At 76.1% G+C, this 14449-nt stretch carries 11 protein-coding genes; 8 read left to right on the top strand and 3 right to left on the bottom strand.

The window, feature by feature from the left end:
- Positions 1-3: 3 nt before the first annotated feature.
- Genes ACZ7EC_RS01300 through ACZ7EC_RS01290 form a run of 3 tightly spaced genes read right to left on the bottom strand, consistent with a single transcriptional unit; the run spans position 4 to position 3228 of the window.
- The gene (locus tag ACZ7EC_RS01300) at positions 4-1308 is read right to left on the bottom strand and encodes a M20/M25/M40 family metallo-hydrolase (RefSeq protein ID WP_471056081.1); all 1305 of its coding nucleotides are present in this window, start codon (positions 1306-1308) and stop codon (positions 4-6) included.
- A complete protein-coding gene (locus ACZ7EC_RS01295; RefSeq protein ID WP_471056079.1) occupies positions 1305-2183 on the bottom strand; it encodes a sugar phosphate isomerase/epimerase family protein in 879 nt (292 codons plus the stop codon). The genes ACZ7EC_RS01300 and ACZ7EC_RS01295 overlap by 4 nt, the downstream gene beginning before the upstream one ends.
- 1 nt (position 2184) lies before the next feature.
- Entirely contained in the window at positions 2185-3228 is a 1044-nt protein-coding gene (locus tag ACZ7EC_RS01290) for a Gfo/Idh/MocA family oxidoreductase (protein ID WP_471056075.1), read from the bottom strand.
- A 384-nt stretch (positions 3229-3612) separates the two neighbouring features.
- Between ACZ7EC_RS01290 and ACZ7EC_RS01285 the strand changes: the two genes are divergently transcribed.
- From ACZ7EC_RS01285 to ACZ7EC_RS01250, 8 genes are all read left to right on the top strand, one after another.
- Positions 3613-4707: a DegT/DnrJ/EryC1/StrS family aminotransferase gene (locus ACZ7EC_RS01285; protein WP_471056072.1), complete on the top strand. Its 1095-nt coding sequence runs from the start codon at positions 3613-3615 to the stop codon at positions 4705-4707.
- Complete coding sequence (locus ACZ7EC_RS01280; RefSeq protein ID WP_471056069.1) at positions 4704-5846, top strand: DegT/DnrJ/EryC1/StrS family aminotransferase; 1143 nt, start codon at positions 4704-4706, stop codon at positions 5844-5846. Before ACZ7EC_RS01285 ends, ACZ7EC_RS01280 begins: the two co-directional genes overlap by 4 nt.
- 279 nt (positions 5847-6125) lie before the next feature.
- Complete coding sequence (locus ACZ7EC_RS01275; RefSeq protein ID WP_471056067.1) at positions 6126-7100, top strand: UbiA family prenyltransferase; 975 nt, start codon at positions 6126-6128, stop codon at positions 7098-7100.
- On the top strand, positions 7097-8467 hold the full coding sequence (locus ACZ7EC_RS01270; RefSeq protein WP_471056065.1) for an FAD-dependent oxidoreductase: 1371 nt from the start codon (positions 7097-7099) through the stop codon (positions 8465-8467). The genes ACZ7EC_RS01275 and ACZ7EC_RS01270 overlap by 4 nt, the downstream gene beginning before the upstream one ends.
- Position 8468: 1 nt before the next feature.
- Complete coding sequence (locus tag ACZ7EC_RS01265) at positions 8469-10025, top strand: class I adenylate-forming enzyme family protein (RefSeq protein WP_471057780.1); 1557 nt, start codon at positions 8469-8471, stop codon at positions 10023-10025.
- Between the two features lie 79 nt (positions 10026-10104).
- On the top strand, positions 10105-10914 hold the full coding sequence (locus tag ACZ7EC_RS01260; protein WP_471056062.1) for a methyltransferase: 810 nt from the start codon (positions 10105-10107) through the stop codon (positions 10912-10914).
- The gene (locus tag ACZ7EC_RS01255) at positions 10911-12656 is read left to right on the top strand and encodes a CoA transferase (protein WP_471056059.1); all 1746 of its coding nucleotides are present in this window, start codon (positions 10911-10913) and stop codon (positions 12654-12656) included. Before ACZ7EC_RS01260 ends, ACZ7EC_RS01255 begins: the two co-directional genes overlap by 4 nt.
- Entirely contained in the window at positions 12653-14335 is a 1683-nt protein-coding gene (locus tag ACZ7EC_RS01250; RefSeq protein ID WP_471056057.1) for a class I adenylate-forming enzyme family protein, read from the top strand. The genes ACZ7EC_RS01255 and ACZ7EC_RS01250 overlap by 4 nt, the downstream gene beginning before the upstream one ends.
- Positions 14336-14449: the final 114 nt, after the last annotated feature.

Raw genomic sequence — 14449 nt, 5'->3', positions numbered from 1 at the left:
TCGCTACCGGGTGGTTCTCTCTGCGGCCCGGCTCGTCGGCGGCCGTACCCCGTCCGCGAAGGACGTGACGAGCCGGTGGATCACGCGGGCGAAGTCCTCCAGGTCGGCGAGGTCTACGAACTCGCCTGCGGCGTGGGCGCGGTTGGCGGCCAGCGAGCCGGGGCCCAGTACGGCGGTGAACGCGTCCGCCAGGCCCGCGGCCCACACGGCGTCGCAGGTGAAGCCGGGGTCGTCGGCCGCCGGCCGGGCTCCGGCACCGGCCAGCAGCGCCTCGGCCCACGGGTCCCGGTTGTCCAGCGCGGGCAGCCCCCGCTTGTCCCAGCCGAGCCGGGTGACGCGGGCCGCGTCCCGCGCGGTGCGGGCGAACTCCCGCACCGCGCCGAACAGTTCCGCGAAACGGTCGAGGCCGTCGGCGAGCTGCCGGGTGACCGCCGCCGTCAGCCGGTCACCGTCGGCGGTGCTGCGGTACGACAGGTTCAGCAGCAGCGTGCCGGAGCCGTGGACCCGGTTGTGGGTGTGGCCGGTGTGCAGCCCGGCGACGCACACCCGGCCACCGGGCACGGCCCCGTCCAGGCGGGCGGCGAGATGCTGGGCGAGGAAGCCGAGCAGCACCGTCGCGTTGTGCCCGGTGTCCGGGTGGTCGTCCACCGCGTCCTCGCCCGCCACCGTGATCCGCGCGGTCATGGCGGCCGTCGACCGGGGGAGCGCGCGCAGCCCGGTCGGCTCGCAGAACACGTTGAGCCGCCCGTGGTACCCGGCCTCCATCAGCGGGCGGGTCCCGTAGGTGCCCAGAGCGCCGCCCTCCTCCCCGGCGACGGCCTGCACCAGCACGGTGACGTCCCGGCCGACGGCCGGATGCGCGGCGGCGGCCGCGAGCCCGGCGAGCAGGGCGACCGCGGGCCCCTTGGCGTCGACGGCGCCCCGCCCGGTGAACCGGGCGCCGTCGAAGACCGGCGGGGTGTGACCGGCGACGGTGTCCAGGTGCACGTTGAACATCACCGTGTCCGCGCGGGCGCGTTCGGGTCCCAGGCGCAGCAGCAGACTGGGCTGACCGGCGAGGAAGCGCGGATCGCGGGCGGCGGCGCGCACCGTGGCCGGTACGCCGGGCCACTCCAGGCAGCCGGCGGGCGGCGGGGCCAGCCGTACCGTCCGGAACCCGGCCCCGGCGGCGGCCGTCGCGTACCGCTCCAGGAGCTGCGGCAGCCGGGACGGCGGGTCGGCCGGGTCGGCCTCCAGCGGGTTGACGCTCGGCAGGCGCAGCAGGTCGAGCAGGAGTGCGCGGTACGGCTCGGTGAACACGGCGCTCACGCCGGGCCGTCCGGGAGGTGCTCCAGCAGCGCGACCAGCGCCTGCCCGGCCCGCACGAAGAGGTCGGCGGCGTCCGCGCCCGCCCGCAGCACCCCCTCGTGGGGCCGCACGGCGAGGTGCGGTTCGAGGGAGAGCGCCCCGCGGTAGCCGTGGGCGGCCAGGATCCGCAGGCACTCGGCCACTCGGGCGGCGCCCTCGCCGGGCAGGGTGTAGGCGGTGGAGCCGTCCGGCAGGCGCACGGCGTCCTTGATGTGCACGTGGGCGACGTACGGCGCCAGTTCCCGCAGCATGGCCGGGGCGTCGTACCCGTAGGGGACGCCGTTGCCGGTGTCGAACAGCAGGCGCAGGGCGGGGCTGTCGACGGCGCGCAGCAGGCGCAGCGCCCGATCGGCCCGGTCCCCGGCCCAGCCCGCGCAGTTCTCGTGCACCAGCACCAGGCCCGCGCGCATGGCCCGGTCCGCGAGGACGGCGGTGTTGGCCAGCGCGCGGTCCGCCCATTCCCGCTCCGGCAGGCCGTCGTTCGGGTACGACATGATCCGCACGAGCCGGCAGCCGAGGGCGGCGCACCGCTCGGCGAGCACGTCCAGTTCGGCGAGATCCGGGGCGATGCCGCCGGTGACCGGACGCGACCAGTTGCCGATCCGGGACGCCACGGCGACCACGCCGACCCCGTCGTCCGCGAGGCGCCGGGCGAGCGCCCCGAAGGCGGCGGGGGAGAGGTCGGCGAGCGCGGTGCCGTCGACGTTGCGCAGTTCGACGGCGTTCCAGCCGAGGCGTCGCAGCGCGGCCAGTTGACCGTCCGCGCCGGGCGCTGCCTCGTCCCCGATGCCGGCCAGCGGTCCGAAGCGGGAGGCGGTGACGGGGTGCGGGTGCATGTCAGCGGCTCCCGACGGGCGTCTGAGGAACCCTGGGGGGCGGTACGACGGCGCAGTGCTCGCGCGCCGCGCACAGCAGCCGGGCCGTCGCGCACGCGAGCGGGAAGTTCAGGGCACCGGCCGTCCCGGTGGCGAAGCCCCGGTAGGCGTCCTCCAGGAAGCCGGTCAGGGCGTCGTCGCGGAAGACATGGTGCGCGGGCCCGGTGTCCGGGCCCTGGACGACGAGCTGGGCGTGGTCGTCGTCCTCGCTCAGCGGGAAGTGCGCCGTGGCCGTGCCCCCCTCGAACGCGCAGACGACGCTGCGCTGCCGGATCGCCGCGCCGAGGTCCGAGCGCAGCAGGGTGGTCACCCCCGACCGGTGCTCCAGCTCGACGTGGGCGCCGCCGAGGCGGGGCAGTACGCGGTCCTCGCAGCGCAACTCCCAGCAGCGCGCCGCGCGCAGCTCGGCCGGACCGGCCAGGTCCAGGGCGAGCGCCAGGGAGTGCGGGATCTCCACGTCCAGCGCGGTCGGGTGCCCGTCGGTGGTCAGCGACCGCAGGAAGCGGGGCTTGTGCTGGTCCACGGTGATACGGCGCAGTGGGCCGAACGTCTCCTCACGGACCAGCCGGCGCAGCCGGGCGGTGAGCCGGGAGCCGGTCCAGTGCGATACGACGACCACGTCAAGGCCCGCGCGCTCGCGGAGCCCTGCCAGGGCGTCGAGTTCGGCCGTGGACGAGGCGAGGGGTTTCTCCACGATCAGCCGGCGCACCCCGTGTCCGGCGAGTCGCGCGATCACGTCGTACCGCTGCCCGGGCGGGGTGCACACATGGGCCACCGTCGCGGCGGGGTCCACCCCGGCCAGGGCCTCCTCCAGGCTGCCGACGGCCGTGAGTCCACCGGCCGCGCCCGCGTCCGCCCGTGCTTCGGCGCGTGGGTCGCAGCCGACCACGGGCAGGGCGACCAGCGGTGCACCCGCGGCCGCGGTGCGCCGGGCCAGCCGGGCCAGGGTCTTCAAGTGCAGTCCGGATCCGGAGCGGCCGAGCCCGACCACGAGGGGCTGGAGCACCGAGCCTCCTGGGAGAAGGGAAAAGAGGGAAGGGAAGGGAAACCGGGGGGCGCGCGAACGCCGGTCGCGGTTCGCCGCACGGCGCGCACAACCCCGGTGCGCCGCCCGACTATTGCCGCCCGGCGCGGATAGGGTCAAGCGATCCGGAACGCCGTTACCCACAAAGTGTGAAGATGATCCTTTCCTTTCTCCGCCTGCGGAACCATCCGACTAGCGTGGCCGTTCCACAGAAACGACGGGACGGGTGAGAGTTTGCCTTCCAGTGGACAGCTTCGGACGTTGGCCGCGGGCGCGGTACCGACTCCCGAGGGGACGGCCGAATCGATTCCCTTCTTCTCTCAGGCCGCGACTTTCGAACAATTGTGGCCGTCCATCGAAAAGGCGTTGGGCGACGTTTTCGACAGCGGAAAATTCAGCCATGGAAAACAGGTCGGACAACTGGAGACGGCCCTCGCGCGGTACACCGGCGCCCGGCACGTGATCGGCGTCAACAGCGGTACGGATGCCCTGGTGTTGCTGCTGCGCGCCTGCGGACTGCGGCCGGGCGACGGGGTGCTGGTGCCGGCGTACTCCTTCTTCGCCACCGCCTCGGCCGTCGTACTCGCGGGCGGCCGCCCGCAGTTCGTGGACATCGACCCGGTGACGTACGCGATGGACCCCGAGGCGCTCGACGCCGCCGTCACCCCCCGCAGCCGGTTCGTGATGCCGGTCCATCTGTTCCACACCATGGCCGACATGGCGGCCGTCGGTGCCGTCGCCCGGCGGCACGGCCTCACCGTCGTCGAGGACAGCGCCGAGGCGATCGGCATGCGCCGCCGGGGCATCCACGCCGGGCTGCACGGCAGCGGCGGCGTCCTGTCCTTCTTCCCCTCGAAGACGCTCGGCGCGATCGGCGACGCCGGAGCGGTCCTCACCGACGACCCGCAGATCGCGGACACCGTCGCGGCCCTGCGCCACCACGGCAGGGGCGGCCGTACGCTGAACGACTTCCCGGCCATCTCCACCGAGAGCGCGCTGCCGGGCGCCAACAGCAAGATGGACGACATCCAGGCGGCCGTGCTGCTCGCCAAACTCCCGCTCCTGGAGGAGCACATCGCGCGCCGCGCCGACCTGGCCGCCGCCTACACCGCCCGGCTGCGGGGCCTGCCCGGCATCCTCCGCCTGCCGCGGACCACCGCCGGGACGCCCGAGGACCGCGATGTGCACTACGTCTACCTGATCGAGACCGAGCACCGGGACGCCCTGGTCGACCACCTCGCCGGGCAGGGCGTCGGCACCGAGGTCTACTACCCGCTGCCGCTGCCCCACCAGCCCGTCTTCGGCCACCTCGGCCACCGGACCGGCGAATTCCCGCACGCGGAGGCCGCCGCCCGCCGGGCCGTGGCCCTGCCCTTCCACCCCGATCTGCGCCCCGGCGACCTGGACCGCGTCTGCGACACCGTCGGCGCCTTCCTCGCCACGACGAGGACCACCGCATGACCACCACGCCCGCCACCGCCGTCCCCTTCTTCCCGCCCGCCCTCTTCGAGGCCGACCGCGCCGAACTCATCGGCCTGGTCCGCGAGGTGGGCCTTGATCCGGAGCAACGTTTCATCCTGGGCGCGCGTACCGCCGCCTTCGAGGAACTGCTGCGCGCCGACCTCGGCGCCGCCGACGTGATCGCCTGCTCCAGCGGCACCTCCGCGCTCTTTCTGGTGCTGCGCGCCATGGAGATCGGACCCGGCGACGAGGTGATCGTCCCCGCTTTCGGCTGCGCCCCGCTCGCCTCCTCGGTCGTCGCAGCAGGGGCCGTCCCGGTCTTCGCCGACATCCGCCCCGACACCATGACCATGGACCCGGACGACGCCGAACGCCGCGTCACCGGGCGGACCAGGGCCGTGATGCCCGCCCACATGTTCTCCGTGATGGCCGACATGCCCCGCTTCGCCGAACTGGCCCGGCGGCACGGGCTGCGCCTGCTGGAGGATTCGGCGGTCGCTCAGGGCGGCGTCCTGCGCGGGGTGCCGGCCGGGCTGTGGGGCGAGGCGGGCGTCTACTCCTTCGTCCAGGTCAAGACGGGCGGGATGCCCGGCGAGGGGGGTGTGGTGATCACCCGTGACCCGGCGCTCGGCGAGCGGGTGCGGCTGCTGCGCAACCACGGGCAGCGGCCCGGACAGCGGTTCGTCCACCACGCCATCGGCGTCAACAGCCGCTTCGACGAGATCCAGGCGGCCTTCCAGACGCACCGCTACGCCGGATTCCCCGCACGCCTCGGGCGCCGGGCCGAGATCGCCGCGTACTACACCGAGCGCTTCACCCCGCTGACCGACCGCGGGGTGACCCCGCCGCCGCCCGACCCCGACGGCCGCTGCTTCTACGTGTACACGGTCCTCGCCGCCGACCGGGAAGCCCTCGCCGCCCACCTGGCCGCGCACGGGGTGGCCAGCCACGTCTACTATCCGAGCCCCCTGCCCGCGCACGCCGCCTTCGCCCCCTACGCACCACCCGGCGCCCGCTGGCCCGCCGCCGAAGAGGCCGCCCGCCGCCATCTGTCGCTGCCGGTGCACCACTTGCTCACCGACGCCCAGGTCCGGCAGGTCGCCGACCTGGTGTGCGACTTCGCGGCGGGGCACGGCTGACCCGCGGCGGCCGCCGGTGCGGAGCGCCACGGCCGCCCGCCGGCACCCCGCCCCACAAACGCGCGGCCGGCTGCTGCGCGTACCGGTGACAACCGGCGGCCGGCCGCCCCCGAGCACCGCCCCGACCGTCCGCCCGCGGCGCGCCACCAGCCCGTCCGGCATCCGGCGCAGCTTCGGCACGGGGCTCACCGCACACCCCGGCACCCTGCAGCCCCCCACGCGCCCCACCTCCCGGCGCTTACCGCCCCCCACCGACCCGATCCGATCCGAAAAGGCCCCATGACCGACAGCATCGTGGCCGGCCGTCCCACGGCCACCGCCCACGCACCCGGCAGGCTGCGCGCCTACGCGCGGCTCGGCAAGCTGGACGTGTACGACTACTACCTGGGCATCTTCCTCGCCCTGGCCGCCGCCCTGTTCCCGCTCGACGCCTTCACCGCCCGCGAGGCGCTGGTCCTCGCGCTGTTCCTGGTCGGCGAGATCGCCGTGCTCATGGCGATGGTCGCCCTGGACGACGTCACCGGGTTCCGCGACGGCAGCGACCTCGCCAACTACGGCCCCGACAACCCCCTGCGCAGCAAGGCACGCAAACCCCTGGTCGCCGGGGTGCTGACGGTACGTCAGGCGCTGCGCTTCGCCTGGACCTGCGCGGTGGCCGGCGCGCTGCTGTGGGCGGGCGCCGCCGCGCTCGCCCCGCACCGCCCGCTGTGGGCGCTCCTCGCCGCGGGCGCGCTGTTCGCGGTGTCGCTCCAGTACTCGTACGGTCTGAAGATCAGCTACCACGGCTTCCAGGAGGCGTTCCTCGTCGCCCTGGGCGCCGCGCTGGTGATCGTCCCCTACGGCCTGCTGACGGGGGAGTTCGCCGGGTTCCTGATGGTGCAGGCGGTGCTGTTCGGGTTCGGCCCGCTGATGTTCGGCGTCTATTCCAACACCAACGACGTCGAGGGCGACCGGGCCGTGGGCCGCCCCACCGTGGCCGCGCTGGTCTCCGAGCGGGGCAACGCCGCCTTCATCGGGGCGCTGTCGGCCGCCGAGTTCCTCATCGGCGCGCTCGCCTCGCTCACCGGTGCGGCCCCCTGGTGGTTCGTGCTGCTGATGCTCCCGGCGACCGCGCTGCGCACCCGGCAGTACCTGACCGGGTTCGTCCGGGGCGACATCATGACCGCCCGCCGCACCGGCTTCACGGTGCACCGGCTGAGCGTGGTGCTGATGACGGTCGCCAACCTCCTCGTCGGCTGGGAGGCCACCCGATGACACCCGAACTGGACGTCGCCGTCGTCGGCGCCGGCATCGCCGGACTGACCGCCGCGCACGAACTGCGCCGCGCCGGACTCTCCGTCCGCGTCTACGAGCAACTCCCGGACGTGGGCGGCCGGATGCGCAGCCTGCGCCACGACGGCTGGACCGTGGACACCGGCGCCGAACAGGTCGCCTCCCACGGCTACCGCGCCACCTGGGAGCTGCTGCGCCGCCTCGGCGCCACCGCGGCCGACGTGCCCCGCGTCGGCGGCGCGGTGGCCGTCTGGCGCGGCGGGCGCGCCCGTCCGGGCGTGGGGGAGCGCACGGCCGTCCTCACCGGCGCCGGACTGTCCGCCCGCGCCCGCCGTGACCTGGCCGCCTTCTCCGCCTGGTCGGGCCGCCGCCGCGCCGGGTTCGACGGCGACCGTCCCGAGCGCACCCCGCTGGGCGCCACCACCGTCCGCGAGGCGACCGCCCGCTACCACCGCGATCTGCACGACTACCTCTTCCAGCCGGTCGCCGGCTGCTTCTTCGGCTGGGACACCGCCCGCTCGGCCGCCGCCCCCCTGGTCAGCCTGCTGCTGGAGGCCGGCTCCCCGACGAGCTGGCGCACCTACCGGGAGGGCATGGACTTCCTCGCCCGACGGCTCGCCGCCGGGACCGACGTCGTCACCGGACGCACCGTGCGCGAGGTCGTCGACGCGGGCGGCCACGCCGTGCTGCGCTGCGACGACGGCGAGGTCAGGGCGCGGGCCGCGGTGCTCGCCGTCCCCGCCCCCGCCGCGGCCGCCCTGCGCCCCGAACTCCCCGCCGACGAACGGCCGTTCCTCACCGCCTGCACCTTCACCCCGATGCTGAAGGTCAGCTGCCTGCTGGACCGCCCGCTCGCCCCGGCCGCCCGGCGACCGGTGCACATCCTGCTCACCCCGGCCGCCGAGGAAGAGACTCTCTCCGGCGTCGTCGTGGACCACGCCAAGGACCCCGGCCGGGCCCCCGACGGGCGCGGCCTCGTCACCCTCGTCGCGGCCCCGCGCCAGGCCCGCGACCTCCTGGACGCCGCCCCGGACGCCGCCGCCGACCTGCTCGTGCACGCGGCCGAACGCTACGTCCCCGGCATCGGCGCCGCCCGCCGCCACCACTTCACGCACGCCTTCCGCCACGGCCTGCCGGAAGCCACCCCGGCGGCCCTCGCGCAGCGCGCCGCCTTCCTCGACCGGCCGGTGCGCGCCGTGGAGTACGCCGGTGACTGGGTGATGCTCCGGCCCGCGTCCGAAGGCGCCGTCCGCGCGGGCGCGCTCGCCGCGTCCCGCGTCCTGAGCAGGCTGGGCCGCCCCCGCCCGGCAGGCCCCGACCGACTGGAGAAGACCGTTGCGACCGCATGACATGGGCACCCTGTTCGACGAGGCCGTGGCGGACGGCGCCCGCACCGTGTTCCACCTCGACCGGCCCCTCGACATCGCCCCCGACGCCGGAACGCGCTGGACCGTCACGGAACTCGCCGACCTCGTCCGCGTCACCGCCAACCGGCTGGCCGCCGCCGGGGTGCAGCCAGGCGACCGGGTGGCGATCGTCAAGGACAACCACTGGGACTACGACCTGCTCGCCTGCGCCGCCGTCCGCGCCGGCGCCGTCCCCGCGCTGCTGTCCGCCCGGCTGGAGCCGGAGACCCTGCGCACCCTGCTGGAGCGGCTGCGCCCGGCCGCGCTCGTCACCACCTCCGAACTGCTCGCCCACTGCGGGGCCGCGAGCCCGCCCCTGTGTGTCACCCTCGACGCCGCCGCGCCCGGCGCCACCCACCTCGCCGCGCTGGACGCCGCCCGGCCCCGCCCCCCGGTCCGCCGCCGCGACGACGACCCCCTCGTCATCCACCACACCTCGGGCACCACCGGAGTGCCCAAGCTGGTCGTCCACTCCACCCGCACCCTCGTGCACAAACTCGCCCGCTTCGAGGCGGTGCGCTATCCCGGCATCGGCATCCGCCGGGACGACATCCTCCTCAACGCCAGCGCCTACGCCCACGGCCGGACCTTCTGCTGGACCGCGGTGGTCCTGTCGACCCCGCCCGCCGAGGTCGTCGTGCTCACCGGCGACGACCCGGACACCGCCGACCCGCTGCTGCGCGCCCACCCGCCCACCGTCGCCGAGGCGCTGCCCGCCACCTACGTCCGGCTGCGGCCGCTCACCACCCGCCTCGACAACCCCTTCCGGCGGGTCCGCCTCTACATCAGCACCTACGACGCCGTCCACCCGCCGGTGCTGCGCGCCTACCTGACGGCGACCCGGCACGCCCGACCGCTGTGGATGCAGGGCTGGGGCCAGACCGAGACCGGCCCGCTGACCTTCCGCTTCCACACCCGGCGCACCGCGCTCGCACCGGAAGCGAAGTCCACGGCACGCCGGCTGGGCCGTCCGGTGCCGGGCCGGACCCGGCTGCGCGCGGTGGACCCGGACACCCTGCGCCCGGTGCCGCGCGGCCGCCCCGGACTGCTCCTGGTGCGCACCGCCGCCCTCGCCCTGGGCTACCTCGACGAAGACGAACGCTGGCAGGCCAAACGCGTCGGCGACTGGTGGTCCACGGGCGACATGGGCGTCCTCCACCGCGACGGCAGCGTCAGCGTCCTGGACCGCGAGGTCGACAGCCTGCCCGGCCTGAGCTGCCTGCGCACCGAGGACCTGCTGGAGGCGCGGCTGCCCCAGGCCCTGGAGTGCGTGATCCTCGCGACCGCCGACGGCGATCCGCTGCCCGTCGTGGTCACCGCCGACGGCCGACTGGACCCGGCCGCCTGGAAGGAGGCCGCGGACGGACTGCCGGCGCTGCCTGAACCGGCAGTCCTCACCTGGGACGACGTGCCCCGCACCGGCACCGGCAAGGTCCGCCGCGCCGCCCTGGCACGCCGCCTCACCGGCACCGGACCCGCGGGCACCGGCCGCTGGACCTGACGGACGGCACCCCCGGCCGGCCGCCTCCGCCTCCCTCCGGCCGGCTCGCCCCGCCCCCTCGATGAAAGGAACCCCCCTCATGGCACCGCCGGCCTCCACCCGCGCGGTCTTCGGCAACGGCACCGCGCACAGCCGCGACCAGCACCGCTGCCTGGAGGCCGCCTACGATCCGGTGACCCTGCCCCGCCTGGCCGCCGCCGGGGTCGGACCGGGCTGGCACTGCCTGGAGATCGGCGCGGGCGGCGGCAGCATCGCCCGCTGGCTCGCGGAGCGGGTCGCGCCGGGCGGCTCGGTGCTCGCCACCGACCGCGACCCCCGCGACCTGGTACCCGGCCCGCGGCTCGCGGTCGCCGCGCTCGACGTGGCCCGCGACCCGCTGCCCGAGGCGGCCTACGACCTGATCGTGGCGCGCCTGGTGCTCCAGCACGTGCCCTCCCGCGACACCGTCCTGCGCCGGCTCGTCCGCGCCCTGCGGCCTGGCGGGCTGCTCCAGGTCGACGAGATCGACGCCTCGTACGAGCCTCCGCTGCTGACCCCGGACGCGGCCGCCGAGGAGCTGTACTCCCGGTTCCTGCGGGCCAAGTCGGCCGCGATGCGCGCCGCGGGCGGCGACCCGCACTGGGGACGCAGGGTGCCCGCCGCCCTGCGCGCCGCGGGGCTCGCGGACATCGACGTCCAGCTGCACATCGGCGTCCGCCATGCCCGCGATCCGGGCCTCGGGCTCCAGTTGAACCACACCCGCAACCTCCGGGAGCGGCTGGTGGAGCAGGGCATGACCGCCGGGGAACTGGACCGGGTGGGCGAGCTGATGCGGGACCCGGCGTTCCGCGCCGCCTCCAGCGTCTTCTACTCGGTACAGGGCCGCCGGCCCGGCGGGGAGGACGAGTGAGGTCCCGTACCGCCCCGCACCCGGCGGTCGCCGCCGCCGTGGCCGACCGGTTGCTCCGGCACACCGCACCGGTCGCCCCGCAGGCGCGCCCCGCGCTCGACTGGGCGGGCCCGGTCGACATGGACCTGCCGGACGAGCGTGCCGTACAGGCCGCCTGCGGGATCATGCACGTCCACGGCCGGGCCACCGGCGGGCCGGCCCCGCTCGCCGTCGACTACGCCTCGGTGGTGGCCGGGGTGCTCGCCGCGCAGGGCGTCACCGCCGCCGGGATCGGCCGGGCCCGAGGGTTGGACCTGCGCGAGGTGCGGACCTCGGTCGCACAGGGGGCGCTGCTGGCGGTCGGCCAGTATCTCGCCGCCGCGACGGCCCGCGCGGGCGACGGGCCGTCCGAGCCGACGGCCGGACCGGAGCCGTCCGCGGGCGGCCTGGCGACCCTGGAGACGTCCGACGGCGCCCGCGTCGAGCTGGAGACCCTCGACCCGCTGGCCTGGCGGGAGTTCTGGGCCCGGCTCGGCGTGCCGCCCGCGTCGGCCGGCCGCGGCTGGCTGCCCTTCCAGCAGCGGTTCGCCACCGCCGTGTGCCCGCTGCCGGAGGAGCTGCGCGCGACCGCCCGCCGCCGGAGCCTGCCGGACCTGCGGGCCGCCGCGCACGACACCGGCGTCAGCCTCCTCACCGTCGGCACCGATCCCGCCCCGGCCGTCCACCCCGACCCCTGGCGGCTCACCCCCGCCCCGGCCGTCCCGGTGCCCCGGCGGCGGCCCCCCGCCCCGGAGCGTCCGGCGACCGCCGTGCCCGCGCAGCCCGCGAGCGGCGTCCCGCGGCCGCCGCTCGCGGGCCTGCGGGTGGTGGAGTCCACGCGCCGGGTGCAGGGCCCCCTCGCGGGCCATGTCCTCGGGATGCTGGGCGCCGAGGTGATCCGGATCGAACCACCGGGCGGCGACCCGATGCGCTGGCTGCCACCGCTGGCCGGGGACACCTCGGCCCGGTTCACCGCACTCAACGCGGGCAAGCGGGTCGTCGAGGCCGACCTGACGACCGCGTCGGGCCGCGAGACGGTGCGCGCGCTGGCCGCCGACGCCGACGTCTTCGTGCACAACTGGGCCCCCGGCAAGGCCTCCCGGCTCGCCCTGGACGCCCCCGACCTGCTGTCCGACCACCCCGCCCTGGTGTACGCCTGGGCCTCCGGCTTCGGCGACACCCTCGGCGACCGGCCGCCCCTGGGCACCGACTACCTCGCCCAGGTGCACAGCGGACTCGCCGCCGCCGTACGCCCCGCCGACGAACCCCCGGCACCCTCCCTGATGACCCTCACCGACGTACTCGGCGGACTGGTCTGCGCGCAGGGCGTGCTGGCCGCGCTCGCGGACCGGGAACGGACCGGGCGGGGCGCCCGCGTCGACTCCAGCCTGGTCTCCGCGGCCGCCCTGATCCCGCGGCCCGCGCATCGCGTCCGCCCGACGCCACTGGACCGGCCGCTGCGCACCGCGAACGGCCACCTCTGCCTCGGCCCGCGGGCCCGCGCGCACCCCGAGGCGGTGCACCGCCTGCTGGACCGCGCCGACTGGTCCTCCCGCACCACCGAGGAGTGGACACTGCGCCTGGCCGAAGCGGGTCTGAGCGCCACCCCCGTCCGCACCGACCTGTCCGCCCTGGTGGACGACCCCGCCTTCAAGACGGCCGTCGCCCCACCGGACACGGCCCTCGGCCACGCCCGCCCGTACGCGCCCTGGGAGTTCGCATGACCGTCGCCCCCGCCACCCTGCCCGCGGCCCGTGGCGGACGTCCGGTGTGGATGTCGCGTGCCGGTGTGGCCTTCCCCGATCTCGTGCCGCGGGCCCGGCGCCTGGCCTGGGTGCGCCAGGGGCTGTGCCCGGACGCCGACCTGTACACGCTGTTCACCGGCCGGGTCCGCGAACACCCGGACCGCACCGCCGTGGTGGACGACGCGGGGGCGCTGACCTATGCGGCCCTGGGCGCCGAAGTCCGCCGGCTCGCCGCCCTGTTCGCCCGCTCCGGCCTCGCCGCGGGGGACGTCGTGGCGCTGCGACTGCCCGACGGACGGGACGCCGTGGCCGCGGAACTCGCCGTGTACGCGCTCGGCGCCGTCGCCCTTCCGCTGCCCCGTAGCGGCGACGACCGCGATACGCGGGCCCTGCTCGCCCGCTCCCGCGCCCGCGCCGCCGTCCTCTCCTGCGCACGGCAGGCCGAAGCGCTGACGGACCTTCCCCACCTGGTCACCGTGTACGTCCCCGGCCCGGACCGGGAACGCGCGCTCGGCCTGCACCCGCCACGGCCCCGCACCCCCGAGCCCTGGCGGCCGGGACCGGTCGATCCCTACGGGCCCGCCCGCATCCTCGTGTCGTCCGGCTCCGAGACCGAGCCGAAGATGGTCGCCTACAGCCATCACGCCCTCGCCGGCGGCCGGGCCCGCTACGTCCGTGCCCTGCACCCGGACCCCGCGGTGCCGCCCCGCCACCTCGTCCTCGTCCCGCTGGCCTCCTCCTTCGGCTCGCTCGGCACCCCGGTCACCGTCGCCGTCCTCGGCGGCACCCTGATCGTGGCCCCGCGGTTCGACCCGGCGGGCGCGCTGCGACTGATCGCCGAGCACCGGCCCACCCATCTGTTCGCGGTGCCCACCATGCTGCGCCGCATCGCCGAGCTGCCGGCCCGGCCGGACGAGGACACGTCGTCGTTGCGTGCCGTCGTCTCCAGCGGCGCCGCCCTGCCACCGGCCGTCGCCGAGGCCTGCCGCCGGCGCTTCGGCCGCCCCGTGGTGACGGTCTACGGCTCCTCGGACGGCGTCAACTGCCATACGGCCGGGGAGTCCCGGCCCACGCAGGACAGCGTCGGCACCCCCGACCCGCAGGTGGCCCGCATCCGGATCACCGGCCCCGACGGCGCCCCGCTGCCTTCGGGGGAGAGCGGCCAGATCGAGGCACTGGGTCCGATGACACCCCTGTGCTACGTCAACTCACCCGAGCTGAACGACCGCTACCGGGCCCCCGGCGGCTGGGTGCGTACGGGTGACCTGGGCCGCCTGGACGAGCACGGCAGGCTGCACGTCCTGGGCCGGCTCAAACGCATCGTCGTCCGCGGCGGCCTCAACATCAGTCTCGCGGAGGTGGAACACGAGCTGGCCGGCCATCCGTCCGTCGCCGAGGCGGTCTGCGTGCCGGTACCCGACCCGGAGCTCGGGGAACGCCTGTGCGCCTGCGTCCGCGCGGTCCCCGGCACCCCCGCGCCCACGCTCGCCGACCTCACCGCCCACCTGCTGGCCCGCGGCCTGGGCCGCCGCAAACACCCCGAACTCCTGCTGCCGGTGGACGAGATGCCCCTCGGCCCCACCGGCAAGATCTGCTACCGGACGCTGACCGCCCGCGCGGCCCGGCAGCGGGGCGACGACGAGAGGCCGGGGGAGTAGCCGATGCGGCCTCGCACCGGCCGTCCCGGGGGGGGGGGGGGGGGGGGGGGGGGGGGGGGGGCTTGGCGACTTTTTGGTGGGCGGTGGGGGCGAACGGTGGGGCGTGGGGTGGTC

Source organism: Streptomyces sp. NPDC037203 (assembly GCF_055605065.1).
This window is presented reverse-complemented; position numbering and strand designations above follow the sequence as displayed.

Bases quoted from the DNA above. Each gene is read 5' to 3' on its own strand.
- ACZ7EC_RS01250 (WP_471056057.1), top strand. From the start codon at position 12,653: ATGACCGTCGCCCCCGCCACCCTGCCCGCGGCCCGTGGCGGACGTCCG.
- ACZ7EC_RS01280 (WP_471056069.1), top strand. From the start codon at position 4,704: ATGACCACCACGCCCGCCACCGCCGTCCCCTTCTTCCCGCCCGCCCTC.
- ACZ7EC_RS01270 (WP_471056065.1), top strand. From the start codon at position 7,097: ATGACACCCGAACTGGACGTCGCCGTCGTCGGCGCCGGCATCGCCGGA.
- ACZ7EC_RS01295 (WP_471056079.1), bottom strand. From the start codon at position 2,183: ATGCACCCGCACCCCGTCACCGCCTCCCGCTTCGGACCGCTGGCCGGC.
- ACZ7EC_RS01265 (WP_471057780.1), top strand. From the start codon at position 8,469: ATGGGCACCCTGTTCGACGAGGCCGTGGCGGACGGCGCCCGCACCGTG.
- ACZ7EC_RS01275 (WP_471056067.1), top strand. From the start codon at position 6,126: ATGACCGACAGCATCGTGGCCGGCCGTCCCACGGCCACCGCCCACGCA.
- ACZ7EC_RS01260 (WP_471056062.1), top strand. From the start codon at position 10,105: ATGGCACCGCCGGCCTCCACCCGCGCGGTCTTCGGCAACGGCACCGCG.